General features: G+C 72.3%; 25 protein-coding genes. 20 read left to right on the top strand and 5 right to left on the bottom strand.

Translation table 11 applies throughout. The features are described 5' to 3' along the window. Window positions 1-8 precede the first annotated feature (8 nt). The 5 genes from lysA (at window position 9) to rho (ending at window position 7241) form a co-directional block, all read left to right on the top strand. Complete coding sequence (gene lysA, locus GCL84_RS28990) at window positions 9-1445, top strand: diaminopimelate decarboxylase (protein ID WP_156758759.1); 1437 nt, start codon at window positions 9-11, stop codon at window positions 1443-1445. Continuing rightward, window positions 1442-2761 (top strand): homoserine dehydrogenase, encoded by a 1320-nt coding sequence (locus tag GCL84_RS28985; RefSeq protein WP_156758758.1) that lies wholly within the window; start codon window positions 1442-1444, stop codon window positions 2759-2761. The genes lysA and GCL84_RS28985 overlap by 4 nt, the downstream gene beginning before the upstream one ends. Further along, the gene (thrC, locus tag GCL84_RS28980) at window positions 2758-3843 is read left to right on the top strand and encodes a threonine synthase (RefSeq protein WP_156758757.1); all 1086 of its coding nucleotides are present in this window, start codon (window positions 2758-2760) and stop codon (window positions 3841-3843) included. Before GCL84_RS28985 ends, thrC begins: the two co-directional genes overlap by 4 nt. Continuing rightward, entirely contained in the window at window positions 3840-4745 is a 906-nt protein-coding gene (gene thrB / locus GCL84_RS28975) for a homoserine kinase (protein ID WP_156758756.1), read from the top strand. Before thrC ends, thrB begins: the two co-directional genes overlap by 4 nt. A 444-nt stretch (window positions 4746-5189) precedes the next feature. After that, complete coding sequence (gene rho / locus GCL84_RS28970; protein ID WP_156758755.1) at window positions 5190-7241, top strand: transcription termination factor Rho; 2052 nt, start codon at window positions 5190-5192, stop codon at window positions 7239-7241. Window positions 7242-7336: 95 nt separating this feature from the next. Here rho and GCL84_RS28965 read toward each other — a convergent pair whose 3' ends face one another. Next, window positions 7337-7792, bottom strand: coding sequence for a hypothetical protein (locus tag GCL84_RS28965; protein WP_156758754.1), 456 nt, complete (start codon window positions 7790-7792; stop codon window positions 7337-7339). A gap of 349 nt (window positions 7793-8141) precedes the next feature. Between GCL84_RS28965 and prfA the strand changes: the two genes are divergently transcribed. Both prfA and prmC read left to right on the top strand, forming a co-directional pair. After that, window positions 8142-9212 carry a peptide chain release factor 1 gene (gene prfA / locus GCL84_RS28960; protein WP_156758768.1) on the top strand — a complete coding sequence of 357 codons (1071 nt, stop codon included), beginning with the start codon at window positions 8142-8144 and terminating at the stop codon, window positions 9210-9212. Next, entirely contained in the window at window positions 9209-10069 is an 861-nt protein-coding gene (gene prmC / locus GCL84_RS28955; protein ID WP_156758753.1) for a peptide chain release factor N(5)-glutamine methyltransferase, read from the top strand. Before prfA ends, prmC begins: the two co-directional genes overlap by 4 nt. A gap of 46 nt (window positions 10070-10115) precedes the next feature. On the opposite strand, the gene GCL84_RS28950 is transcribed toward prmC, so the two are convergent. Next, window positions 10116-10754: a hypothetical protein gene (locus GCL84_RS28950; RefSeq protein WP_156758752.1), complete on the bottom strand. Its 639-nt coding sequence runs from the start codon at window positions 10752-10754 to the stop codon at window positions 10116-10118. A 115-nt stretch (window positions 10755-10869) separates the two neighbouring features. Here GCL84_RS28950 and GCL84_RS28945 point away from each other — a divergent pair, with 115 nt between their 5' ends. From GCL84_RS28945 to atpD, 11 genes are all read left to right on the top strand, one after another. Further along, entirely contained in the window at window positions 10870-11646 is a 777-nt protein-coding gene (locus GCL84_RS28945; protein ID WP_156758751.1) for a tetratricopeptide repeat protein, read from the top strand. A 136-nt stretch (window positions 11647-11782) separates the two neighbouring features. Next, entirely contained in the window at window positions 11783-12430 is a 648-nt protein-coding gene (locus tag GCL84_RS28940) for an L-threonylcarbamoyladenylate synthase (RefSeq protein ID WP_156758750.1), read from the top strand. 97 nt (window positions 12431-12527) lie between these two features. Next, on the top strand, window positions 12528-13691 hold the full coding sequence (locus GCL84_RS28935) for a glycosyltransferase family 4 protein (RefSeq protein ID WP_156758749.1): 1164 nt from the start codon (window positions 12528-12530) through the stop codon (window positions 13689-13691). A 166-nt stretch (window positions 13692-13857) separates the two neighbouring features. Next, entirely contained in the window at window positions 13858-14325 is a 468-nt protein-coding gene (locus GCL84_RS28930) for a hypothetical protein (protein ID WP_156758748.1), read from the top strand. A gap of 228 nt (window positions 14326-14553) precedes the next feature. Next, window positions 14554-15336, top strand: coding sequence for a F0F1 ATP synthase subunit A (gene atpB / locus GCL84_RS28925; protein WP_156758747.1), 783 nt, complete (start codon window positions 14554-14556; stop codon window positions 15334-15336). 93 nt (window positions 15337-15429) lie between these two features. Next, window positions 15430-15681 carry an ATP synthase F0 subunit C gene (locus GCL84_RS28920; protein ID WP_197523592.1) on the top strand — a complete coding sequence of 84 codons (252 nt, stop codon included), beginning with the start codon at window positions 15430-15432 and terminating at the stop codon, window positions 15679-15681. Window positions 15682-15712: 31 nt separating this feature from the next. Continuing rightward, window positions 15713-16264 (top strand): F0F1 ATP synthase subunit B, encoded by a 552-nt coding sequence (locus GCL84_RS28915; RefSeq protein WP_235926840.1) that lies wholly within the window; start codon window positions 15713-15715, stop codon window positions 16262-16264. Between the two features lie 12 nt (window positions 16265-16276). Further along, a complete protein-coding gene (locus GCL84_RS28910) occupies window positions 16277-17089 on the top strand; it encodes a F0F1 ATP synthase subunit delta (RefSeq protein WP_156758746.1) in 813 nt (270 codons plus the stop codon). 46 nt (window positions 17090-17135) lie between these two features. Next, window positions 17136-18779, top strand: coding sequence for a F0F1 ATP synthase subunit alpha (gene atpA, locus GCL84_RS28905; RefSeq protein WP_156758745.1), 1644 nt, complete (start codon window positions 17136-17138; stop codon window positions 18777-18779). Between the two features lie 4 nt (window positions 18780-18783). Further along, on the top strand, window positions 18784-19722 hold the full coding sequence (locus GCL84_RS28900) for a F0F1 ATP synthase subunit gamma (RefSeq protein WP_156758744.1): 939 nt from the start codon (window positions 18784-18786) through the stop codon (window positions 19720-19722). 3 nt (window positions 19723-19725) lie between these two features. Then, complete coding sequence (gene atpD / locus GCL84_RS28895; RefSeq protein WP_156758743.1) at window positions 19726-21168, top strand: F0F1 ATP synthase subunit beta; 1443 nt, start codon at window positions 19726-19728, stop codon at window positions 21166-21168. 70 nt (window positions 21169-21238) lie between these two features. On the opposite strand, the gene GCL84_RS28890 is transcribed toward atpD, so the two are convergent. Together GCL84_RS28890 and GCL84_RS28885 are read right to left on the bottom strand one after the other, a co-directional pair. After that, complete coding sequence (locus GCL84_RS28890) at window positions 21239-22546, bottom strand: hypothetical protein (RefSeq protein ID WP_156758742.1); 1308 nt, start codon at window positions 22544-22546, stop codon at window positions 21239-21241. After that, window positions 22543-23046: a SigE family RNA polymerase sigma factor gene (locus GCL84_RS28885; RefSeq protein WP_156758741.1), complete on the bottom strand. Its 504-nt coding sequence runs from the start codon at window positions 23044-23046 to the stop codon at window positions 22543-22545. Before GCL84_RS28885 ends, GCL84_RS28890 begins: the two co-directional genes overlap by 4 nt. Window positions 23047-23148: 102 nt before the next feature. On the opposite strand from GCL84_RS28885, the gene GCL84_RS28880 reads away from it, so the two are divergent. Further along, window positions 23149-23514, top strand: coding sequence for a F0F1 ATP synthase subunit epsilon (locus GCL84_RS28880; protein WP_156758740.1), 366 nt, complete (start codon window positions 23149-23151; stop codon window positions 23512-23514). A gap of 33 nt (window positions 23515-23547) precedes the next feature. Further along, a complete protein-coding gene (locus GCL84_RS28875) occupies window positions 23548-23991 on the top strand; it encodes a DUF2550 domain-containing protein (protein WP_156758739.1) in 444 nt (147 codons plus the stop codon). A gap of 97 nt (window positions 23992-24088) precedes the next feature. On the opposite strand, the gene GCL84_RS28870 is transcribed toward GCL84_RS28875, so the two are convergent. Further along, window positions 24089-24661, bottom strand: a complete 573-nt coding sequence (locus tag GCL84_RS28870; protein ID WP_156758738.1) for a cob(I)yrinic acid a,c-diamide adenosyltransferase — start codon at window positions 24659-24661, stop codon at window positions 24089-24091. Window positions 24662-24678: the final 17 nt, after the last annotated feature.

Here is a 24678-nt window from a genome sequence, read left to right as displayed (position 1 = left end):
AACCCAGGATGAGGGCACACCCGGCGGGACCGAGGCACGCGGAGATCCTCCCGCCCAGCAACACCGCGAGCGAGCGGCCGACCACCGCCGCGGCGCTCGACCGGCTGCACCCCGAGGTCTGGCCGCGCAACGCCGCGCGCGGCGACGACGGCGTGGTCCGCGTGGCGGGCGCCGACGTGCGCGAGCTCGCCGAGGCGCACGGCACCCCGCTGTTCGTCGTGGACGAGGACGACTTCCGCGCCCGCTGCCGCGAACACGCCAGCGCCTTCGGCGACCCCGGGCTGGTGCACTACGCGGGCAAGGCGTTCCTGTCGGTGGAGATCGCCCGCTGGGTCGCCCAGGAGGGGCTGAGCCTGGACGTGTGCAGCGGCGGCGAGCTGGCCGTGGCGCTGCGCGCGGACTTCCCGCCCGAGCGGATCACCCTGCACGGCAACAACAAGTCCGTCGAGGAGCTGGCCGGCGCGCTGGACGCGGGCGTCGGCACCATCGTCGTCGACTCCTTCCTCGAGATCGCCCGCCTCGACCAGCTCGCCCGCGAACGCGGCCTGCGCGCGCGGGTGCTGATCCGGGTCACCGTGGGCGTCGAGGCGCACACGCACGAGTTCATCGCCACCGCGCACGAGGACCAGAAGTTCGGTTTCTCGCTGGCGGGCGGCGCCGCGGTCGAGGCGGCGCGCCGGGTGCTCAAGGCAGGCGGGCTCGCGCTGGTCGGCCTGCACAGCCACATCGGCTCGCAGATCTTCGACGCCGACGGGTTCGAGATCGCCGCGCACCGGGTCATCGCGCTGCTGGCCGACCTGCACGCCGAGCACGGCGCCGAGGCGCTGGCCGAGCTGGACACCGTCGACCTCGGCGGCGGCCTGGGCATCGCCTACACCGCCCAGGACGACCCGCCGCCGCCCGCGTGGCTGGCCGAGCAACTGCGCACCGTGGTCGCCAAGGAGTGCGAGCAGGCGGGGGTGCCGCTGCCCAAGGTGGCCGTCGAGCCGGGCCGGGCCATCGTCGGGCCGGGCACCGTGACCCTCTACGAGGTCGGCACCACCAAGGACGTCGCGCTCGGCCAGGGCGCCGGGCGCCGCTACGTCAGCGTCGACGGCGGCATGAGCGACAACATCCGCACCGCGCTCTACGACGCGGTCTACGACACCCGCCTGGTGTCCCGCTCCGCCGGGGAGGGCGAGCGCGGCAGCGAGGCCGTGCTCTCGCGCGTGGTGGGCAAGCACTGCGAGTCCGGTGACGTGGTGGTGCGAGACTGCTGGCTGCCCGACAACCTCGCGCCGGGCGACCTGCTGGCCGTGGCGGCGACCGGCGCGTACTGCTACTCGATGGCCAGCAACTACAACCGCCTGCCGAGGCCCGCGGTGGTCGCGGTCAAGGACGGGGCCGCGCGGCTGCTGCTGCGCCGGGAGACCGTGGACGACCTGCTGAGACTGGAGACGACGTGAGCGCTGCCAACCAGATCGAGGTCCCCCCGATCCGCGTGGCCCTGCTGGGCTGCGGAACGGTCGGCGCCGAGATCGTGCGGCTGCTCACCGAGCAGGCCGACGACTTCGCCGCCCGGTCGGGCGCGCCGGTGGAGCTGGTCGGGATCGCGGTGCGCCGCGCCGACCGGCACCGCGACGTGCCCGCCGAGCTGCTGACCACCGACGCCGCCGGGCTCGTCACCCGCGACGACGTCGACGTGGTGGTCGAGGTCGTCGGCGGCATCGAGCCGACCCGGGAGTGGCTGCTGGCCGCGCTCAACGCGGGCAAACCCGTGGTGACCGCGAACAAGGCGCTGCTGGCCGAGCACCAGGGCGACCTGTTCGCCGCCGCCGACGCCTCCGGGGCGGACCTGTACTTCGAGGCCGCCGTCGCGGGCGCGATCCCGCTGCTGCGCCCGCTGCGCGAGTCGCTGGCGGGCGACCGGATCACCCGGGTCATGGGGATCGTCAACGGCACCACCAACTTCATCCTGTCGGCGATGGACGAGACCGGCGCGGGCTACGCCGAGACGCTGCAGGAGGCCGCGCGGCTGGGCTACGCCGAGGCCGACCCCACCGCCGACGTCGACGGCTACGACGCCGCGGCCAAGGCGGCGATCCTGGCGTCGCTGGCCTTCCACACCCGGGTGACGATGGGCGACGTCTACCGGGAGGGCATCGCCGCGGTCACCCCGGCCGACGTCGCAGCCGCCCGCGGCCTCGGCCGCACCATCAAGCTGCTGGCCATCTGCGAGCGGGTGCTCGACGCCGACGGCACGGAGTCCGTCGCGGTGCGCGTGCACCCGGCGATGATCCCGCGCAGCCACCCGCTGGCCAGCGTCGGCGGCGCGTTCAACGCCGTGTTCGTCGAGGCGGAGGCGGCGGGCCAGCTCATGTTCTACGGGCAGGGGGCGGGCGGCGCCCCCACCGCCAGCGCCGTGCTCGGCGACCTGGTCGCGGTCGCCCGCAACCGGGTCGTCGGCGGGCGCGGACCGCGCGAGTCGGCCTACGCCGACCTGGCGGTGCGCCCGATCGCGCAGGCCTCGACCAGGTACCACATCAGCCTGGACGTGGCCGACCGCGCGGGCGTGCTGGCGGCCGTGGCCGCGGTGTTCGCCGAGCACGAGGTGAGCATCGCGGGCGTGCGGCAGGAGGGGCGGCCCCGGGACGCGAGCCTGGTGGTCGTCACCCACTCAGCCGCGGACGCCGCACTGCGCTCCACTGTGGACAAGATTGCCGGGCTGCCCTTCGTCAACGAGGTGGTCAGCGTCATGCGCGTCGAAGGCGAGGACTCATGACCACCCCCACCCACGGCCTCGGCGCCCGAGCGGGCTGGCCCGGGATCATCCAGGCCTACCGCGACCGCGTCCCGGTCCCCGACGGCGCCGAGGTCATCACCCTCGGCGAGGGCAACACCCCGCTGCTGCCCGCGCCGCACCTGTCCGAGCTGACCGGCAGCACGGTCTACCTCAAGGTCGAGGGCGCCAACCCGACCGGCTCGTTCAAAGACCGCGGGATGACCGGCGCGATCACCCACGCCAAGGCCGGCGGGCTGCAGGCGGTCATCTGCGCCTCCACCGGCAACACCTCGGCCTCGGCCGCGGCCTACGCCACCCGGGCCGGGATGACCTGCGCGGTGCTCATCCCGCGCGGCAAGATCGCCCAGGGCAAGCTGGCCCAGGCGGTGGCCTACGGCGCGAAGATCCTGCAGATCGAGGGCAACTTCGACGACTGCCTCGAGCTGGCGCAGAAGACCTCCGCCGAGTACCCCATCGGCCTGGTCAACTCGGTCAACCCGGTGCGGCTCATCGGCCAGAAGACGGCCGCGTGGGAGATCTGCGACGTGCTCGGCCGCGCGCCCGACATCCACTGCCTGCCGGTGGGCAACGCGGGCAACATCACCGCCTACTGGCGCGGGTACTGCGACTACCGGGCCGACGGGATCATCGAGGCCACGCCGAAGATGTACGGCTTCCAGGCGGCGGGCGCGGCGCCGCTGGTGCTCGGCGAGCCGGTGCCGAACCCGGAGACGATCGCCACCGCGATCCGGGTCGGGCACCCCGCGTCCTGGGCGGGCGCGGTGACCGCGCGCGACGAGTCCGGCGGCCTGTTCGACAAGCTGACCGACGAGCAGATCCTCGCCGCGTACCGGCTGCTGTCCGGCCGCGAGGGCGTGTTCGTCGAGCCGTCGTCGGCCACCAGCGTGGCCGGGCTGCTGGTGGCGGCCGCCGACGGGCGCGTCCCGCGCGGCTCCACGGTCGTGTGCACCGTCACCGGCCACGGCCTCAAGGACCCCGACACCGCGCTGCTCGGCCTGGCCGAGGTCGAGCCGGTGCCCGTGGACGCGACGGCGGTGGCCTCGGCGCTGGAGCTGGCGTGACCGGGGTCCGGGTCCGGGTCCCGGCCAGTTCGGCCAACCTGGGCCCGGGCTTCGACGCGCTCGGCCTGGCGCTGGCGATGCACGACGTGGTCGAGGTGCGCCGCACCGGCGGCGGCCTGACCGTGCGGGTGGACGGCGAGGGCGCCGCGGCCGTGCCGCTGGACGAGACGCACCTGGTGGTGCGGGCCCTGCGCGCAGGCTGCGAGCTGGTCGGGCACCGGCCGGGCGGGCTGGCAGTGCGCTGCGCCAACGTGATCCCGCACTCGCGCGGCCTGGGCTCGTCGGCCTCGGCCATCGTCGCCGGGGTCGCCGCGGCCTACGGCCTGGCCGGCCGCGAGCTGACCGGGGCGGACCTGGCCGACGCGCTGCACCTGGCCGCCGAGTTCGAGGGCCACGCCGACAACGTCGCCGCCAGCCTGCTCGGCGGGCTGGCGGTGACCTGGGCCGAGCGCGAACCGGGGTCGGCCCGGGTCCGCTTCCGCGCGGCCAGGGTGGAGCCGCACGCCGACCTGCGCCCGGTCGCGCTGATCCCCGATGCGCAGTCCGCGACGCACGTCACCCGCGGCCTGCTGCCCGCGACCGTCCCGCACGCCGACGCCGCCTTCGCCGCCGGGCGGGCGGCCCTCGCGGTGCACGCGCTGACCGCCGACCCCGCGCTGGCGCTGCCCGCGACGGCCGACACGCTGCACCAGGACTACCGCGAGAGCGCGTACCCGGCGACGCTCGCGCTGGTGCGGGCGTTGCGCTCATCGGGTGTCGCCGCCACCGTGTCCGGTGCCGGGCCGACGGTCCTGGCGCTGACCACGGACGGTGTCCTGCCACCGGGGGTGGACCTCTCCGGGTTCCGCCCGTTGCCGCTGCCGGTGGACCGCGCGGGTGTCGTCACCACCCCGCTGACCTGACCGCGAGCACCGCGCGTGGTCGCGGCACTGGGCCGTTCGGTGCCGCTGGTGAGGTAGATCACCGGTGATCGGGTGGGTGCGGTGGCGACGCGCAGCGGCCCGGTTGTTGCACCCGGAGTGAGGGCCGTCTACCCTCGGGGTCGTTCAGTCACCGCGCGCACGGGCGCCCGGTGTCGTTCCCGGGGAATTCTTTCCGGGTCGCATCATCTGCCGGGGTATCGGCTCAGTTCCTTCGCGAAGGGTCCGGGCCGGGGCTCTCAGGTTCCCGACGACCGTGGTGACCAGATGCTCCCTGTTGGTGGCCGAGTCGCACGTGCGGCTCAACGCCTGGCCGAAATGGCGGCCGAGGTGGTCAAGCGCAGGAGAGAGCCGCCGTCCCGCACACCGCCGGACGGTGGTCCGCTGGTCCACGTAGGAGGCGGGGACCGGTCAGGAAGGACTTGTGTGAGCAATACCGATCTGTTGAGCAGCGACACGGCCGAGGCCGCGGGCCAGGACGAGGGCAAGGCCGCCGCGCCGAAGCGCCGCGCCGGGCTGTCGGGCATGGTGCTCGCCGACCTCCGCGAGCTGGCCGGTCAGCTGGGCATCTCCAGCACCACCGGAATGCGCAAGGGCGACCTCATCGCTGCCATCAAGGAGCGGCAGGGCGCGGGCGGCGGCGGTTCGTCGGCGCAGCAGCTCCCGCTGAACGGCGACGAGGCCCCCGTGGCCAAGCCCAAGCGCGAGCCGCGCCGGGCCACCCGCGCGACGGCCCCGGCGAAGGTCAGCGAGGCCGTCGAGGCCGCGGCCGCGGTGGGCAAGCCCGCCGAGGCCCCGGCGGAGCCCGTCGCGGACAAGCCCGCCGAGCAGCGCGCCGAGGCGCCTGCCGAGCAGCCCGTCGAGGACTCCCCCCGGCAGAACCGCCGCCGTCGCGCCGCTGTGCGACCGGCCGGTGGGTCCGACGGCGAGTCCGCACCGGAGCAGCGCGTCGCCCGGACCGAGGAGCGCGCTGAGCGCTCCGACCGCGGTGAGCGCCAGGAGCGCGGTGAGCGGCAGGACCGCGGCGACCGCCAAGAGCGCGGTGACCGCCAGGACCGTGGTGACCGCCAGGACCGCGGTGACCGTCAGGAGCGTGGCGACCGCCAGCGCGGTGACCGCGGCGACCGACAGCGCGGTGACCGCCAGGACCGTCAGGACCGCGGCGACCGTCAGGACCGCGGGCGCGGTCAGCAGGACAACCGGGACAACCGGCCGTCCGACGACGATGACGACGAGGGCGGTGGCCGCCGCGGCCGCCGCTTCCGCGACCGCCGCCGCCGCGGTGGCCGCGCCGAGGGCGGCACCGGCCAGCACGACACCGAGGTGCGCGACGACGACGTCCTGCTCCCGGTCGCCGGTGTGCTCGACGTGCTGGAGAACTACGCGTTCGTCCGCACCTCCGGCTACCTCGCCGGGCCGAACGACGTGTACGTGTCGCTGTCGCTGGTCCGCAAGCACGGCCTGCGCCGCGGCGACGCGATCACCGGCCAGGTCAAGCAGCCGCGCGACGGCGAGCAGCAGCGGCAGAAGTTCAACCCGCTGGTGCGGGTGGAGACGATCAACGGCCTGGACCCGGACGCGGCCAAGAACCGCCCCGAGTTCACCAAGCTGACGCCGCTCTACCCGAACGAGCGCCTCCGCCTGGAGACCGAGCCGCACATCCTCACCACCCGCGTCATCGACCTGGTGATGCCGGTGGGCAAGGGGCAGCGCGCGCTCATCGTGTCGCCGCCGAAGGCGGGCAAGACCTCGGTGCTGCAGGCCATCGCGAACGCGGTGACCACCAACAACCCCGAGGTCTACCTCATGGTCGTGCTCGTCGACGAGCGGCCGGAGGAAGTCACCGACATGCAGCGGTCGGTGAAGGGCGAGGTCATCGCCTCGACCTTCGACCGCCCGCCGTCGGACCACACCACCGTGGCCGAGCTGTCCATCGAGCGCGCCAAGCGCCTGGTGGAGATGGGCCACGACGTGGTCGTGCTGCTGGACTCGATCACCCGCCTGGGCCGCGCCTACAACCTGGCCGCCCCCGCGTCGGGCCGCATCCTCTCCGGTGGTGTCGACTCGACCGCGCTGTTCCCGCCGAAGCGCTTCCTCGGCTCGGCGCGCAACATCGAGGGCGGCGGCTCGCTGACCATCTTCGCCACCGCGCTGGTGGAGACCGGGTCGGCCGGTGACACGGTGATCTTCGAGGAGTTCAAGGGCACCGGCAACGCCGAGCTCAAGCTCGACCGCAAGATCGCCGACAAGCGGACCTTCCCGGCGGTGGACGTCGACCAGTCGTCCACCCGCAAGGAGGAGCTGCTGCTGTCCCCGGACGAGCTGGCCGTCACGGTCAAGCTGCGCCGGGTGCTGCACGCGCTCGACGGTCAGGCCGCGATCGAGCTGCTGCTCGACCGGCTGCGCAAGTCGCGGACGAACATCGAGTTCCTCATGCAGGTCGCCAAGACCACGCCGGGATCGTCCAACGACGACTGAGTTTATTTCTCCCGCCACCCACCCCCACGTCCCCGCCCGGCATCGTCCCCGACTTGGCGGGAGGGCCGCCGGTCGGGGAGGTGGGCGGTAGGTGGTCAGGAGTTCACGGCTTTGGAGCCAGTTCCTCGCCAGGCCCTCACCGTCAGCGGTGGGGGCCTGGTCCGTTTCCGGGGCGGGGTGCGCGGTGGCGCGGGCGGGGTGGGTTCGGCGAGGCGGTGCAGCACCACTCCGACCAACACCACCGCGCCGGGCAGGCCGAGGGCCATGGCCACCGGCAGCGGCAGGGCGACCCCGCCCGTCAGCAACCCGAGCCCCAGCAGGATCAGCGGGTACCCGACGGCCAGCAGGCGGCGCTGGGCCGGGGAACGCCACGCCACCGACTCGGCCAGGGCGATGGCGAGCGCGGCGCCGCTGCCGCAGAGCCAGCTCGGCAGCGTCACCGGCCAGTCCGCGCGCAGCACCAGCCCGCCCGCGCCGGTCAGCCCCACCACGGCGGCGGCGAACAACGCGGGCGCGCCGAGCCAGGCCGACACCGACAGTGGCCGTTCCACCCCGCACAACACGCGATCCAGTCTGCGACAGCGGGCGACGGCAGGCGCTGGGCGTCTGCGAGCGGCGGCCGGCAGCGACGAACAGGGACTGGGGCGCGGTGAATGGTCGGAATACTGCATCGCGAGAACGCGTGGCCCCGCCGCGTCGCAGCCCGCGCCCGCCCGGTCTGGCACACTGTCGGTTTGAGCCAAGGGGAGGCGACCAGCATGCGGACGACAGCGCGGCGCGCGACGCACACCCGGCACACCACCATCTTCTAGCCAGCCGGACGGCGCCCGCCCCGCACCAGGGGCGGGCGCCGTCTCACGTCCTGACCAACCCGACCGAGCAGAACAGCAGGTGACCCCGGTGGACTCGACCTCTCTTTCCGACCTGGTCGCCGAGTACGGCGAGCTGGAGCAGGCGCTGGCCGACCCGGCCGTGCACGCCGACCAGGCGCGCGCCCGCAAGCTCGGCCGCCGCTACGCCCAGCTCACCCCCGTGGTGAAGACGCTGCGCGAGCTGGAGTCCGCCCGCAGCGACCTGGGGGCGGCCAAGGAGCTCGCGGACGAGGACGCGGCGTTCGCCGAGGAGGCCGAGCAGTTGGCCGTGCGCGTGCCCGAGCTGGAGGACCGGCTCACCGAACTGCTGCTGCCGCGCGACCCGCACGACGGCGACGACGTGGTGCTGGAGGTCAAGTCCGGCGAGGGCGGCGAGGAGTCGGCGCTGTTCGCGGGCGACCTGCTGCGCATGTACCTGCGCTACGCCGAGCGGCACGGCTGGAACACCGAGGTCCTCGACGGCACCGAGTCCGACCTGGGCGGGTACAAGGACGTCACGGTCGCGATCAAGGCCAAGGCCAGCGACCCCGAGGGCGTGTGGGCCCGGCTCAAGTTCGAGGGCGGCGTGCACCGGGTGCAGCGGGTGCCCGCCACCGAGTCGCAGGGCCGCATCCACACCTCCGCCGCGGGCGTGCTGGTCTACCCGGAGGCCGACGACGTCGCCGACGAGGAGATCGCCGACAAGGACCTGCGCATCGACGTCTACCGGTCCTCGGGCAAGGGCGGGCAGAGCGTCAACACCACCGACTCGGCCGTGCGCATCACGCACCTGCCGACCGGCATCGTGGTGTCCTGCCAGAACGAGCGCTCGCAGTTGCAGAACAAGGCGCGCGCCATGCAGGTGCTGCGCGCCCGCCTCGCCGCCGCGGCCGAGGAGGAGGCGGCCAAGCAGGCCTCCGACGCCCGCCGCAGCCAGGTCCGCACCGTCGACCGCTCCGAGCGGGTGCGCACCTACAACTACCCGGAGAACCGCATCTCCGACCACCGGGTGGGCTACAAGGCGCACAACCTGGAGGCGGTTCTCGACGGCGACCTCGACGCCGTGCTGGACGCCCTGGCCGTCGCCGACCGCGCCGACCGCCTCTCCGCGCACACGTGACCAGGACCCTGCTGCGGCTGGCGGTGTCCGAGGCGGTCAGGGTGCTCACCGAGGCCGGAGTGGACAGTCCGCGCACCGACGCGGAACTGCTCGCCGCGCACCTGCTCGGGGTCGACCGGGGCAAGCTGCTGATGGTGCCGCTCGTCGACGCCGAGGTCGTCACCGCGCTGGGCGCGATGGTCGCCCGGCGGGCGGCGCGCGAGCCGCTGCAGCACATCACCGGCACCGCCCCGCTGGGCGCGCTGGACCTGGCGGTCGGCCCCGGCGTGTTCGTCCCCCGCCCGGAGACCGAGCAGTTGCTCGCCTGGGCGCTCTCAGCGCTCCGGGGCGTCCCGTCCCCCGTCGTGGTGGACCTGTGCACGGGCACCGGCGCGCTCGCGCTGGCGATCGCCCACGCCCGCCCGGACGCGGTGGTGCACGCGGTGGAGAAGTCGCCGTCCGCGCTGTCCTGGGCCCGCCGCAACGCCGACGCCAGGGCCGCCGCGGGCGACACCCCGGTCACCCTGCACTCCGCCGACGTCACCGCCCCGGACGTGCTGGCCGACCTGGAGTCCCGTGTGGACCTGGTCGTGTCGAACCCGCCGTACGTCCCCGCGGGCGTCCGGGTCTCCCCGGAGGTCGCCACCGACCCGCACGAGGCCGTCTTCGCGGGCGCGGACGGCCTCGACGTCATCCGGCCCCTGGTCACCCTGATGGCCCGACTCCTGCGCCCCGGCGCCGCCCTCGGCGTCGAGCACGACGACACCCACGGCGCGGCGGTCCCCGCCCTGTTCAGCGCCCGGACCCTGTTCACCGACGTGGAACTGCACCACGACCTGGCCGAACGCCCCCGCTTCACCACAGCCCGGCGCGGCTAGCGCGACGCCGGACCGCTCGCGTGGACGGGTGCGGGCTGCTCCCCGATCACGGGGTCGTCGACTGGGCGATCATCGTGGAGTAGATCGGGGCCGTCTCCGCCCAGCGGGCCGCGGGGGAGGCGGCGTAGATGAAGTACTCGACGCCGCCCGCGCGCCAGTACATCGAGCGCACGTGGGTGCGGGGGCCGTCGGCGGTGTCGTGCTCGAACTCCCAGTCCACGGCCGTGGTGCCGCGGTAGGCGGCCGTGCCCAGGCTCAAGCGCTGGTAGTCGCGGCGGGGCGGGGCGAAGCGGGCCTCGTACTCCTCGTGCGAGCGCAGGAGGTCGTCGGCGGGGGCGGGGGCGCCGCCGAAGCGCAGGTAGCGCAGCGGGTCGGTGGGGTCGGTGGCCTGCAGGGCGCCGGGGCCGGTGGCGCGGGTGATCAGCCAGCCCGCCGGGATGGCGGTGACCAGGCCCGCGGGGCCGGTGATCCGCTCGAAGCCCGCGGGCGCGGGCATCGACACCCGGGATGGGCCGGGGCCCTGCCGCGGGGTGGCCTGGCCCGGTGGCGGGACGTCGACGTAGGTGATGGCGGGGGCGTCGAGGGCGACCGGGTCCTTCGGCGCGTTGAGCAGGACGATGCCCACGGCGGCGCTCACCCCGGCGTACGCGACCACGAGGGACGAGGCGAGCCAGCGCGAGCTCATCTGCTGCGCGCTCGCCCGCCGCTGTCGCGGTGATGGTCGGCGGTACGTGGCGACTCCCCTGGTCGGCTCCCCGGTTTCGGCGCACTGAGGGTAGCGTGCCGTCCCGGGTGATCCAATGCTTCGTACCTGGCAAGACGTCACCGCCAAGTGGCGGCTGGCCCCCGACGAGGGGCCGAGCGAGCACCGCGACGGCAGGTCCGCCCTGCTCAGCGGGGACCTCGACACCGCGCTCGCCGCCTTCGGCCGCGCCGCGGCGGACCGCGCCCACCCGCACGACCACGTCGGCCTCGGCGACGTCGCGCTGGCCAGGGGGCGGGTGCGCTCGGCGGTCACCGAGTACCGGGCCGCGCTCGACCTCGACCCGGACGACCGGCTGGCGCTGCTCGGCCTGTCCCAGGCCAGGGTGGCGGGCGGCGACGCCGAGGCGGTGGCCGACGAGCTGGAGGCCGCCTTCGGCGCCGACGGGACCGACCCGGTGCTGCGCTACTACCTGGCCAGCACCTGGTGCTCGGCCGCCGACCAGGTCCGCGACCGCACGGCCGAGGAGGTCCTGGTCTTCACCGACGAGCACCAGCTCGAGGTCTGCGAGCACGCCGCCCTGCGCATCCTCGAGCTCGAGGTCGACGACGACGAGCTGAACCGGGTCGCCGAGCGGCTGCTGTCCGAGGTGCGCGCGGGCAGGCGCTACCAGTGGCGGCCGGAGGGGATCGCGGTGAGCCTGGCCGTGCTGGCGGTCTCGCTCGGCCTGACCCTCGTCGCCATCGGCGGCGCGGCGGGCAGCGTGCCCGTCGTCCTGGCCGGGATCGTGCTCGGCAGCGCCCTGCTCTACCTGATCATCGTCCGCTGCCGCAGGCAGCGCTGGCGCCTCGCGCGGGCCCGCCGCGGCGGCTGAGCCGCCGCAGGCCTGTGTCTGATTCCGCAGGAGGCCGCGCGGAAGCTGTGTGCGTGGTCGCCGGGCCGGGGGAGAGCCCGAAACGCTGCCCGAGGCACCTGGGACGCGGGATTCGGGCACCGCTAGAGTCGCCCGGGTGACCACGGTCTACGACTGCAGCGTCCCGGACGAGCGCGCCGACGGCCTCCGCGCCGCCGCCAGCGCCGTGCGCGGCGGTCGGTCGGTCGTGCTCCCCACCGACACCGTCTACGGCATCGGGTGCGACGCGTTCTCCCAGGGCGCGGTCACCGCGCTGCTGGCCACCAAGGGCCGGGGCCCGGACATGCCGGTCGGGGTGCTCGTGGGCTCCTGGTCCACCATCGACGGGCTGGTGCTGTCGGTGCCGCAGCACGCCAGGACCCTGGTCGAGGCGTTCTGGCCGGGCGACCTGTCGATCGTGCTGCCGCACGCCCCGTCGCTGCAGTGGGACCTCGGCCGCACCGGCGGCACGGTCATGCTGCGGATGCCGCTGCACCCGGTGGCGCTGGAGCTGCTGCGCGAGGTCGGCCCGATGGCCGTCTCCAGCGCCAACCGCTCCGGCCTGCCCGCGGCGGCCAGCGCCGCCGAGGCCGTCGAGCAGTTCGGCGACGACGTGCCGGTCTACCTCGACGGCGGCCCGGTCGGCGAGCCGGTCCCCTCGACCATCGTCGACCTCACCGGCCCCGAGCCCCGGGTGCTGCGCGAGGGCGCGGTCGCGCTCTCGGCCGTGGCCGAGGCACTGGGCGTCGAGGTCCTCGCGGACTGACCCGCACGCACCCCCCGCACCACCGAGCACCACGCAGCGCAACCCAGCAGGAAAGGCAGTCCCCCGTGCCCGCACCGCACCCCGCCCGGAGCAGCTAGTGGGCCAGTCCCCGCTCGGCGGCGACGCGGGCTCGGTGCTCCCGGTGCGGGAGTTCCTGCTCGTCGCGTTGGTCACCGCGGTGCTGACGTTCCTGCTCACCGGGCTCATCCGGCTGCTGGCCATCCGGCTCGGCGCGGTCGCCTACCCCCGCCAGCGCGACGTGCACGTGGTGCCGATCCCGCGGATGGGCGGGGTGGCGATGTACCTGGGCGTGTGCGGCGGGATGCTGCTGGCCCACCAGCTCCCGGTGCTGCGCCGGGCCTTCGACTTCTCCTGGGACCCCTACGCGATCCTCATCGGCGGCGGCATCCTGGTGCTCATCGGGATGGTCGACGACCGGTTCGAGCTGGACTCGCTGACCAAGTTCGCCGGGCAGACCACCTGCGCGGGCATCCTGGTGCTGTTCGGCATCCAGTGGGTGGTGCTGTGGGTGCCGTGGGGCGGGGACTCCGACACCGGCGGGTCGGTGCTGATCCTGGACCAGAACCAGGGCGGGCTGCTGGCCATCCTGCTGGCCGTCACCCTGATCAACGCGATGAACTTCGTCGACGGCCTCGACGGCCTCGCCGCCGGGATCGGCCTGATCGCCGCGGCGGCCACCTGCGCGTTCTCGCTGCACCTGCTCGACGAGTCCAAAGGCGACGTCAACAACTACCCGCCCGCGCTGATCGCCGCGACGCTCGCCGGGGCGTGCCTGGGCTTCCTGCCGCACAACTTCCAACCCGCGCGCATCTTCATGGGCGACTCCGGATCGATGCTCATCGGACTGATGGCGGCGGCGGCGAGCACCTCGGTGTCGGGCCGGGCGAACCCGTCGCTGTGGGGCGCCACCGAATCGATCGCGGTATTTTCCCCACTGTTCATCGTGGCCGCTGTCCTCTTCGTCCCCCTGCTGGACCTGCTGATGGCGGTCGTGCGGCGCACCAGGCGCGGCGAGAGTCCTTTCTCCGCCGACAAGATGCACCTGCACCACCGGATGCTGGCCGTCGGCCACTCCCAGCGCCGCGCCGTCCTGCTCATCTACCTGTGGGCCGGGGTCCTCGCGTTCGGCGCGGTGGCGTTCACGATCTTCGACGTGTTCTTCGTCACCTGGGGCCTGGTCATCGCGGTGGTCATCGCGGCGGCGGCATCATTCCTGCCCTCGGTGCGCTCATCCAGGTGAGCACAAAACGAGGCCCTCTCGCCCGTGTGATCTTGGCGGAGTACCGCCCGTCCGTCCCGGCCGGGATACTCGCCGTGACGGCGGGGTCCCGTTGGGCGCGCGATCCGCGCCCGCGGCCGGGTCCTGCCGTCGAGAGTCCGATGCCCGATACCTACACTGATGCCCGATGAGCGACAACCTCGACAGCACCGGTCCCGCGGCGGCGGGACCGAGTCCACACGGCCGGGCGCTGCTCACCTTGGCAGGCGCCATGTTCCGCTACGCGCTGTGGCCGTCCCTGGCGACCGCGGTGCTCGGCGTCGTCCTCTTCGGAGTCCTGCGCGGCGGTCCGGGGCTGGTGGGCGCGCTGATCGGCGGGGCGCTCGCGATCGTGTCCTCGCTGGCCACCATCGCCCTCATGCGGGCGACGGCCGACCTGGGTCCGCACTTCGGGCTCGCCGCCTCGATGGGCGGGATGATCCTCAAGCTCGCCCTGCTGACGGCCGTCATGCTGCCGATGCGGGGGGTCGAGGCGGTCAATTCGAGGGCGCTGGCCATCACGATGATCGCGGTCGTGCTGGTCACCGCGGCCGCCGAGGCGATCGCCTTCCGCAAGACCAAGCTCCCGACGATCATCCCAAGTTCGGAGTCTTGAGCAACACCCCGGGTTACTGACGGGTACGGGTGTGAGACCCGCGTTCGGCCGCTGATAAGGTTCCCCTCGTCAGCGGCCTGCGGCGCAGGTCGGGCACTCAGGGGCACCTCGCCACAAGGCGAGGGGCGGTGTCAGGGTGCCCCAGGTGATTCAGGTAGTTTGGTCCTGATCGTGACGATTCCCCCGGCGGAGTGAACGCCGGCCGGGAGAACCGGAAGGAGCCCGAAGGTGGGCAGGCTGGTATTGGCCGAGAGCGCGGAGTTCGTTCCGCCTTCTGTCAGGGACTTTTTCCTCCCGCCGATCTTCGGCGGGGTCACCAAGCCCATGGTGCTGGTGGTCTTCTCGGTCATCATCATCTCGGTGTTCTTCCTGGTGACGTCGCGCAACCTCAAGATCATCCCCGGCAAGATGCAGTTCGCGGTGGAGTCCATCTACGACTTCGGCCGCAACAACATCGCCAGGGAGCAGATCGGGTCGAAGGATTTCAAGCCCTTCATCCCGCTGATTGTCTCGTTGTTCACCTTCGTGCTGGTGAACAACATCTTCGGCATCATCCCGGTGGTCCAGTTTCCGACGATGTCGCACTTTGGCTTCCCGTTGGCGATCGCGGTGTTCGTCGTTTACCCGGTGTACCACTTCGTCGGCTTCAAGCGGCACGGTTTCTCGCAGTACATGAAGAACCAGTTGCTGCCCCCAGGGGCGCCCTGGCCGGTCTACATCCTGCTCGCGCCGATTGAGTTCCTGCAGAAGTTCCTGCTGAACCCGATCACCCTGGCACTCCGGGTGTTCGCGGCGATGTTCGCAGGCCACTTGATCCTGCTGGTGTTCACCCTCGCGGGCGAGTTCCTGCTGCTGCACGGACCGATCCTGGCCAAGCCCGTCTCGCTCATCTCGTGGGCCTTCGCCATCGCGATGACCTTCCTCGAGGCCTTCATCCAGATCCTGCAGGCCTACATCTTCGCTCTGCTGTCCGCCACCTACATCGGAATGGCGCTGGCCGAGGACCACTGACCTGACCCGACGGGGCAGGCAGAGCCGGCCCCTCGACAAACCCCCCGATCCGCGGGTTGACCGCGGAGCGAATTTGGAAAGGGAAACGCAAAAGTGAGCGCTCTCGTTCTCGCCCAGACGCCCGTCGAGGGTCTTGAGGCCCTGGCCAGCGGTCTCGCCGCCATCGGCTACGGCCTCGGCGTCATCGGCTCCGCCATCGGTGTGGCCCTGATCTGGTCCGCCGTCATCAACGGCACCGCCCGTCAGCCGGAGGCCCAGAGCAAGCTCATGGGCATCGCCTGGACGACCTTCGTGCTCGTCGAGGTGCTCGCGCTGATCGGCCTCGTCGTCTTCTTCCTGGTCTGATCCGGTTCCTGCCTAGATAGAGGGAGGCGCCATGCTTCAAGCGCAAGTGATCCTTGCCGCCGAGGGAGAACTGAACCCGGTTGTCCCGCACCCGATCGAGATGATCATCGGGTTCATCGCTTTCCTGCTGCTGCTGTTCGTGATCTCCAAGTTCGTCTCGCCGCGCTTCGAGGCGCTCTACGAGAAGCGGACCGAGGAGATCCAGGGCGGCATTGAGAAGGCGGAGAAGGCCCAGGCCGAGGCTGCTGCCGCGCTGGAGCAGTACAAGGCGCAGCTCGCCGAGGCCCGCGCGGAGGCCGCTCGCATCCGCGACGACGCCCGTGCCGAGGCCGAGCAGATCCGCGACGAACTCCGGGCCCAGGCCCAGGAGGAGGCCGACCGCATCGTCAGCCAGGGCGAGGCCCGGCTGTCGGCGCAGCGTGCCCAGATCGTCGCCGAGCTGCGTGCCGACCTGGGTCGCCAGGCCGTCACGCTGGCCGAGCGCATCGTCGGCGAGTCCCTTGAGGACGAGGTTCGGCGTCGGGGCACCGTCGACCGCTTCCTGTCCGAGCTGGACTCGGTCTCCGCTCCGGCGAAGAACTAAGGGGCAACTCAGATGGCACTGCAAGCCGCGAGCAGGGAGGCGCTGGCCGGGGTCGAGCTGACCCTGATCGGCGCGCTCGAGGACTCGACGACCGATGACTTCGGCCAGCAGTTGTTCGCGGTGGCGGGCCTGCTCGACCGGGAGATCGGCCTGCGCCGGGCGCTGGCCGACCCCTCCACCGAACCCGCCGACCGCGAGCGCCTGGTGCGCGACCTGCTCGGCGGCAAGGTCAGCGGCGACGTGCTCGACGTCGTCGTCGCCGCGGTGGTGGCCCGCTGGTCGAGCCCGCGCCAGTTCGTCGACGGCGTCGAGGACCTGGCCACCACGGCGGTCCTGGTGCGCGCCGAGCGCGCCGGGCGGCTCGACGCGGTGGAGGACGAGCTGTTCCGGCTCGGCCGCATCGTCGCGGGCGACACCCGCCTGGACCAGGTGCTGTCCGACCGGACGGCCGCGACCGAGGGCAAGCTCTCCCTCGTGCGCGAGCTGATCGGCGCCAAGACCGACCCGCTGACGGCCGTGCTGGTCGAGAACCTGGTCGCGCAGCCGCGCGGTCGGGACCTCGTCGGCGGTCTGGAGGCACTGGCCGCGGCGGCGGCCAAGCGGCGCGAGCGCTCGGTGGCGCACGTGGTCTCCGCGGGCCCCCTCTCGGCGGCGCAGCAGGAGTCCCTGGCCGCGTCGCTGCGGCGGATCTACTCCCGCCCGATCGCGCTGCACGTCGAGGTCGACCCCGGCCTGGGCGGCGGCCTGGTCATCAAGGTCGGCGACGAGGTCATCGACGGCAGCACCCGAGGACGGCTCGACGCGTTGCGGCGCCGGTTCTCCTGAATCCCCCTAGAACTTTTCCAGTAACGAAGCGAGAGCAGGAACTTCAATGGCGGAGCTGACGATCTCGTCGGACGAGATCCGCAGTGCGATCGAGAACTACGTCTCCAGCTACTCCCCGGACGTCAACCGGGAAGAGGTCGGCGTCGTCTCCGACACCGGTGACGGCATCGCCCACGTGGAGGGCCTGCCCTCGGCCATGGCCAACGAGCTGCTGGAGTTCCCCGGCGGCGTCGTGGGCGTGGCGCTGAACCTGGACTCCCGCGAGATCGGTGTCGCCATCCTCGGCGACTCCGACAAGATCGAGGAGGGCCAGGAGGTCAAGCGGACCGGCAAGGTCCTGTCGGTGCCGGTCGGCGACAACTTCCTCGGCCGGGTCATCGACCCGCTGGGCAAGCCGATCGACGGCCTCGGCGAGATCGAGGCCGAGGAGGTCCGCGTCCTGGAGCTGCAGGCCGCGACCGTGGTGCAGCGCCAGCCGGTCGAGGAGCCGATGCCCACCGGCATCAAGGCCATCGACGCGATGACCCCGATCGGCCGCGGCCAGCGCCAGCTCATCATCGGCGACCGCAAGACCGGCAAGACCACGGTCTGCGTCGACACGATCATCAACCAGAAGAAGGCCTGGGAGACCGGCGACCCGAAGCAGCAGGTCCGCTGCATCTACGTCGCGATCGGCCAGAAGGGCTCCACGATCGCCGGTGTCCAGTCCGCGCTGCAGGAGGCGGGCGCGCTGGAGTACACGACCATCGTCGCCGCCCCCGCCTCGGACTCCGCTGGCTTCAAGTGGCTCGCGCCCTACACCGGCTCCGCGCTCGGCCAGCACTGGATGTACCAGGGCAAGCACGTCCTGATCATCTTCGACGACCTGACCAAGCAGGCCGAGGCCTACCGCGCGATCTCGCTGCTGCTGCGCCGCCCGCCGGGCCGCGAGGCCTACCCCGGCGACGTCTTCTACTTGCACTCCCGCCTGCTGGAGCGCTGCGCGAAGCTCTCCGACGAGCTCGGTGGCGGCTCGATGACCGGTCTGCCGATCATCGAGACCAAGGCGAACGACATCTCCGCCTACATCCCCACCAACGTCATCTCCATCACCGACGGCCAGTGCTTCCTGGAGTCGGACCTGTTCAACTCCGGTCAGCGCCCGGCGGTCAACGTCGGCACCTCGGTGTCGCGCGTCGGCACCGCCGCGCAGACCAAGGCGATGAAGTCGGTCGCCTCGACGCTGCGCCTGGAGCTGGCCCAGTACCGCGAGCTGGAGGCGTTCGCCGCCTTCGCCTCCGACCTGGACGCCACCTCGAAGGCCCAGCTCGAGCGCGGCACCCGGATGATGGAGCTGCTCAAGCAGGGCCAGTTCTCCCCGGTCGCGATGGAGGAGCAGGTCGTCTCCATCTGGATCGGCACCAAGGGCTTCCTCGACGACGTGGCCGTCGCTGACGTGCGCCGCTTCGAGGCGGAGTTCCTGGACAGCCTCCGGCACCGCAACGCGGGCATCCTGGACGAGATCCGCACCGACAAGAAGCTGACCGAGGACAACACCGAGCGCTTGAAGCTGGCGGTCGAGGACTTCAAGAAGTCCTTCACCGGCTCCGACGGCAAGCCGCTGGGCACCGAGGCCGAGGCCGAGGCGCTCGAGGAGTCCGCGGTCGGCCAGGAGACGGTGAAGGTCAACAAGCCCGCGCCGAAGGCCTGACGAGATGGCACAACTCCGGGAAATCCGACAGCGGATCAAGTCCGCGCAGTCGTTCAAGAAGATCTTCAAGGCGCAGGAGCTGATCGCCACCTCGCGGATCAGCAAGGCGCAGGCGAGGGTCGCGGCCGCCAAGCCGTACTCGGACGAGATCACCAACGTGCTGACCGCCCTGGCCACCGGCGCGTCCAACCTGGACTCGCCGCTGCTGGTCGAGCGCAAGCGCACGGGCCGCGTCGGCGTGCTCGTGGTGACCTCCGACCGCGGTCTGTGCGGCGGGTACAACGCCAACGTCCTGCGTGCGGCCGAGGAGCTGCAATCGCTGCTGCGCGAGCAGGGCAAGACCCCGGTGATCTACGTGATCGGGCGCAAGGGCCTCAACTACTTCCGCTTCCGCCAGCGCGCGGTGGCGGACAGTTGGAGCGGGTTCTCCGAGGCCCCCGGTTACGTCAACGCGGCCGAGGCGGGCGGGGTCCTGATCAAGGCGTTCCTCGACGGCGCCGACGACCAGGCTGACGAGCCCGGCCCCGACGGCGTCGCCGGTGTCGACGAGCTGCACATCGTCTACACGGAGTTCGTGTCGATGCTGTCGCAGAAGCCGGTGGCCAAGCGGATCGCCCCGCTCGAGGTCGAGTACGCCGAGGAGGGCGCCGCCCCCAGCGGCCTCAGCTCGGCGTACGCGTTCGAGCCGAGCGCCGAGGTCCTCCTCGGCAACCTGCTCCCGAAGTACGTCAACACGCGGATCTTCGCGGCGCTGCTGGAGTCGGCGGCCTCGGAGTCGGCGGCCCGCCGGACGGCCATGAAGGCCGCCACCGACAACGCCGACGAGCTCGTCCGCAGCTTCACCCGCGTTGCCAACCAGGTCCGCCAGGCGCAGATCACCCAGGAGATCAGCGAGATCGTCGGCGGCGTCGAGGCGCTCTCCGCCGCAGGAAGTGATGAATAAGCCATGACCGCTGTCCAGGAACCCACCACCCGCACCAACACCGGCCGCGTGGTCCGCGTCATCGGCCCCGTCGTCGACGTCGAGTTCCCCCGCGACTCGGTGCCGGAGCTGTTCAACGCCCTCAAGGTCGACGTCGAGCTCGAGGCGCTGAAGAAGACCATCACCCTCGAGGTCGCCCAGCACCTCGGCGACAACCTGGTGCGCTGCATCTCCATGGCGCCCCAGGACGGCCTGGTCCGCGGCACCCCGGTGATCGACACCGGCAAGGCCATCTCGGTGCCGGTCGGCGACGCGGTCAAGGGCCACGTGTTCAACGCCCTCGGCGAGTGCCTGGACACCCCGGGCCACGCCGCGGACGCCGAGCGCTGGAGCATCCACCGCCGTCCCCCGGCCTTCGACCAGCTCGAGGGCAAGACCAAGATGCTGGAGACCGGCGTCAAGGTCATCGACCTGCTCACCCCGTACGTCGAGGGCGGCAAGATCGGCCTGTTCGGCGGCGCGGGCGTCGGCAAGACGGTGCTCATCCAGGAGATGATCACCCGTATCGCCCGCAACTTCGGTGGCACCTCGGTGTTCGCCGGGGTCGGCGAGCGCACCCGTGAGGGCACCGACCTCTTCCTCGAGATGGAGGAGATGGGCGTTCTCCCGGACACCGCGCTGGTCTTCGGTCAGATGGACGAGCCGCCGGGCACCCGCATGCGCGTCGCGCTGTCCGCGCTGACGATGGCGGAGTACTTCCGCGACGTCCAGAACCAGGACGTGCTGCTGTTCATCGACAACATCTTCCGCTTCACCCAGGCGGGCTCCGAGGTGTCGACGCTGCTGGGCCGCATGCCCTCCGCCGTCGGCTACCAGCCCACCCTGGCTGACGAGATGGGCGAGCTGCAGGAGCGCATCACCTCGACCCGGGGCCGCTCGATCACCTCGATGCAGGCGATCTACGTCCCCGCGGACGACTACACCGACCCGGCCCCGGCGACGACCTTCGCCCACCTGGACGCGACGACGGAGCTCTCCCGTCCGATCTCCCAGAAGGGCATCTACCCGGCGGTCGACCCGCTGACCTCGTCCTCCCGCATCCTCGACCCGAGCGTGGTCGGCGACGAGCACTACCGGGTGGCCCAGGAGGTCAAGCGCATCCTGCAGAAGTACAAGGAGCTGCAGGACATCATCGCCATCCTCGGCATGGACGAGCTGTCCGAAGAGGACAAGGTGACGGTGAACCGCGCGCGGCGCATCGAGCGCTTCCTGTCGCAGAACTTCTTCGTCGCGGAGAAGTTCACCGGCGACGTGGGCTCGTTCGTCAAGCTCTCGGACACCATCGAGGCCTTCGACAAGGTCGCCCGCGGCGAGTTCGACCACGTCCCGGAGCAGGCCTTCCTCTCGATCGGTGGCCTGGACGACCTGGAGCGCCGCTACCAGGAGCTCACCGGCAAGAAGATCTGATCTTCTCGCAAGCACCACTGGGGCCCGGTATCCGATTCGGATACCGGGCCCCAGTGCGTTCCCGGGTGGCTCAGAGCGGGATGTCACCCCCAGGGAACCCCGTCCCGGCGACCCGGAAGGCGGTGGCGTCGGCGGGCAGGACCGCGGCGCTGCCCGTGGCTGCGATCCAGGTGCCGCCGGTGGTGTGGCTGACCTCCCCGAAGAGGGAGGTCACCAGTGTGCGCCCCCCGGGCAGGGGTGCGGTGGCCAGGAACGGCTCCGCCTGCACGACCGAGCCCTCGAAGACGCGGTCCGGTTCGCCCTCCTTCCGCTCGACAACCAGCAGTTGCAGGTGGTCGGGCTTCTGCCAGAAGGGGAACGCGTGCGCCGTGCGGCCGTCCCCGAGGTCGACGACGGTCTCGTAGCCGAAGTAGGTGGCTCTCGCCAGCGGGTCGATCCACTCCTTGAACACCTCCCTGTGCGACGCGGACTCCAGAGCCCACAGGCTGCCCGAGGTGTTGCCCGGGACGAGCAGGGCTTCGTCGGAGCGCTCGATGGTCTCCCGGGACAGTGGCCCGAATTCGACGGGCCCGCCTTGCGACTGCTGGGCGAAGCCGCCTGTGTAGTGGGCGCTGGGGTAGGTGAAGTAGGCGTCCCGGATGTCGGGGTCCGGCGTGGCGGCCACCCGGACGTCCGCGGGGTCCGACCCGGCCGGGAGGGTGGTCAGCGCGACCCCGTCCAGCCCTGCCATGGGCAGCCACGCGCGCCCGCCGGGCTCGGCTCGGTCGAAGGCGGGGGACAGGTAGCGGGGCTCGTCGAGCGGGTTGGGGACCAGGGTCACCAGGTCTCCGTCACCGAACTGGAAAGCGACGGGGGCGTCCCGCCGCTCCAGCGACACGGTCGGCAGATCGGTGACCAGCCGGGGGGTCTCGCCGACCAGCAGGCCCAGCACGGGCCAGCGCTCCCCGCCCGCGACCGCGTCCTCAGCGACGATGGCCGTGGGCCCGGCGGGGGTGGTGCCCGCCCAGTAGACGTGCGCTTGACCGGTCAGTCCGATCAGGTGGTCCTTGTTGGGGCTCACCTGGATGCCGGTGGCCCAAGCGGCTAGGGCGCGGTCCAAGAAGGCCCTGTCGCCGCCCAGGGAACCGCGCGTCGGTCCCTGCATCCACACCTCGGCGGGCACGGTGTTGGCGACCTCGCCCACCGGCTTGCCCGCCAGGGAGGTCGCTGCCCCGATGGCGAAGACGGCGACCAGCACCGTGCCCGCCGTGGCGGCGGTCCAGCGCGTCCTGCGCCTGCGCTTGGCGCCGCGCACCACCGCCCCCGCCAGACCCGGGTCGGGTCGGATGTCGGCCACTGCCGCGCGCAGCGCGTGGGAGAGCCGCTCAGTCTCGTTCACTGGATCACCGCCTCGGTGTCGAGGATGGTGCGCAGCCGGTCCAGGCCGCGCGAGGTCTGGCTCTTGACCGTGCCCGTGGAGCAGCCCAGCGCCGCGGCTGTCTCGGCCTCGGACAGGTCGTCGAAGAAGCGCAGGACGAGGACCGCGCGCATCCTCGGCGGCAGCCCGCCCAGGGCCCTGGCCACCTGGTCGCGGTCGGCGACCGCTGCCTCGGGGCCATCGGTCCCCTGCTCGGGTGATGACTCCAACGGGGTCTCGAGCACCCTGCGCGACCGGGTGCGCCAGCGGTTCGCGGAGGCGTTGGCCAGCGCCGCGCGCACGTACGGCTCGAGCGGCCCGGTTACCCGCCTGCGTCGCAGGTAGACCCGTTCCAGCACGTCCTGCAGCAGATCCCGGGCCGCCTCCCGGTCGCCGCCGCAGAGCAGGTAGGCGGTCGACAGCAGTGCGGCGGACCGGTGGGTCACGAAGTCGGAGAACTCGTCAGCGTCGATCCCAGCCACCCCCAGTTCATCTCCATGTGGTGGTTGACACCGGCCTGCCTCGGGAGGTTGCGCCGGTTCCGACTAGACTCACGGGTAACTAGCGAGACGAAGGAGAATCGCGTGGCTGAGATGTCCGTCCAACTGGTCGCCGTGGAACGACGCCTCTGGTCGGGCACCGGCACCTTTGTCGTCGCCCAGACCACCGAGGGCGAGATCGGCATCATGCCCGGCCACGAGCCGCTGCTCGGCCAGTTGGTCGAGGGTGGGGTCGTCACGATCACCGCCGCCGACGGCGAGAAGGTCACCGCGGCCGTCTTCGGCGGCTTCCTGTCGGTCACCGCCGACACGGTCAGCGTGCTCGCCGAGTCGGCGCAGCTCTCCTCTGAGATCGACGTGAACTCCGCGCGCTCCCGGCTCGACGCGGACGACGCGGCCGAGCGCGCCAGGGCGCAGGCGAGCTTGCGCGCGGCAGGCCAGTCGGTCTAGCGCGCGGCGGGCGACAGGGCGGGAGCGGCCGGGGTGGACATCAGCGAGGTCGTCGTCGCGGTCCTGGCCGCGGTCCTCGTCGTCCTGCTCGCCCTGGTCTACCGCCGCGTCCGGCTGCTGCGCTCCGGTGGGGTGCACGTCGCCATGCGGGTCAGGGTCGACGACTCCGGCAAGGGCTGGCACCTGGGCGTCGGGCGCTACCAGGGCGACGAGTTCGCCTGGTTCCGGGCGCTGAGCCTGCGGGCCGGACCGGACCGGCTCATCGCCCGCGAGGGCCTGGAGATCGCCTCGCGCCGGGAGCCCGAGCGCGGTGAGACGCCGAACATGCCCGCCGGGTCGCGGGTGCTGCGGTTCGACCCGCCCGCGGCCACCGGGATCACGCCGTTCGAGCTGGCGATGAGCCCGGACGCGCTGACCGGTTTCCTGTCCTGGTTGGAGAGCGCCCCGCCGGGGCGTCGCCTGCCCTGGGCTTCCTGAGCTTCGCACGTCCTGATGGGGGCGGGGTTTCCCCGCCCCCATCGGCGCGTCAGGCGCTGGGCTGATCGGCGCGTCAGGCGCTGGGCTGATCGGCGCGTCAGGCGCCCTGACCGGGCTGCCAGAGCACGTCGCCGTCCGGGTTGGCCACCCGGCCCAGGACGAACAGCAGGTCCGAGAGCCGGTTGAGGTACTTGGCGGCGAGGATGTTGGTCCGGTCCGCGTCCTCCTCCAGCAGCGCCCACGCCGAGCGCTCCGCGCGGCGCGAGACCGTGCGCGCCACGTGCAGGTAGGCCGCGCCGGGAGTGCCGCCGGGCAGGATGAACGAGTTCAGCTTGGACAGCCGGGCGTTGTGCTCGTCGATCCAGCCCTCGAGCCGGGTCACGTAGGCCTCGGTGACCCGCAGCGGCGGGTACGGCGGGTCGGGGACGACCGGGGCGCACAGGTCGGCGCCGACGTCGAACAGGTCGTTCTGGACCGCGCGCAGGACCTCCACGAGGTCCGCGGACAGCCCGCCGACGGCGACCGCGACGCCGATCGCCGAGTTCGCCTCGTCGACGTCGGCGTAGGCGGCGAGCCGGGTCGAGGTCTTGGGGACGCGGCTGCCGTCGCCCAGCGCCGTGGTGCCCTTGTCGCCGACTTTGGTGTAAACGCGCGTGATGTGGACCGACATGCGGCCAGGGTAACCGG

Source organism: Actinokineospora pegani (genome assembly GCF_009745975.1).
Classification (GTDB): domain Bacteria; phylum Actinomycetota; class Actinomycetes; order Mycobacteriales; family Pseudonocardiaceae; genus Actinokineospora; species Actinokineospora pegani.
Note: the sequence above shows the minus strand (reverse complement) of the source record. Positions and strands in the feature narration are given on the sequence as shown.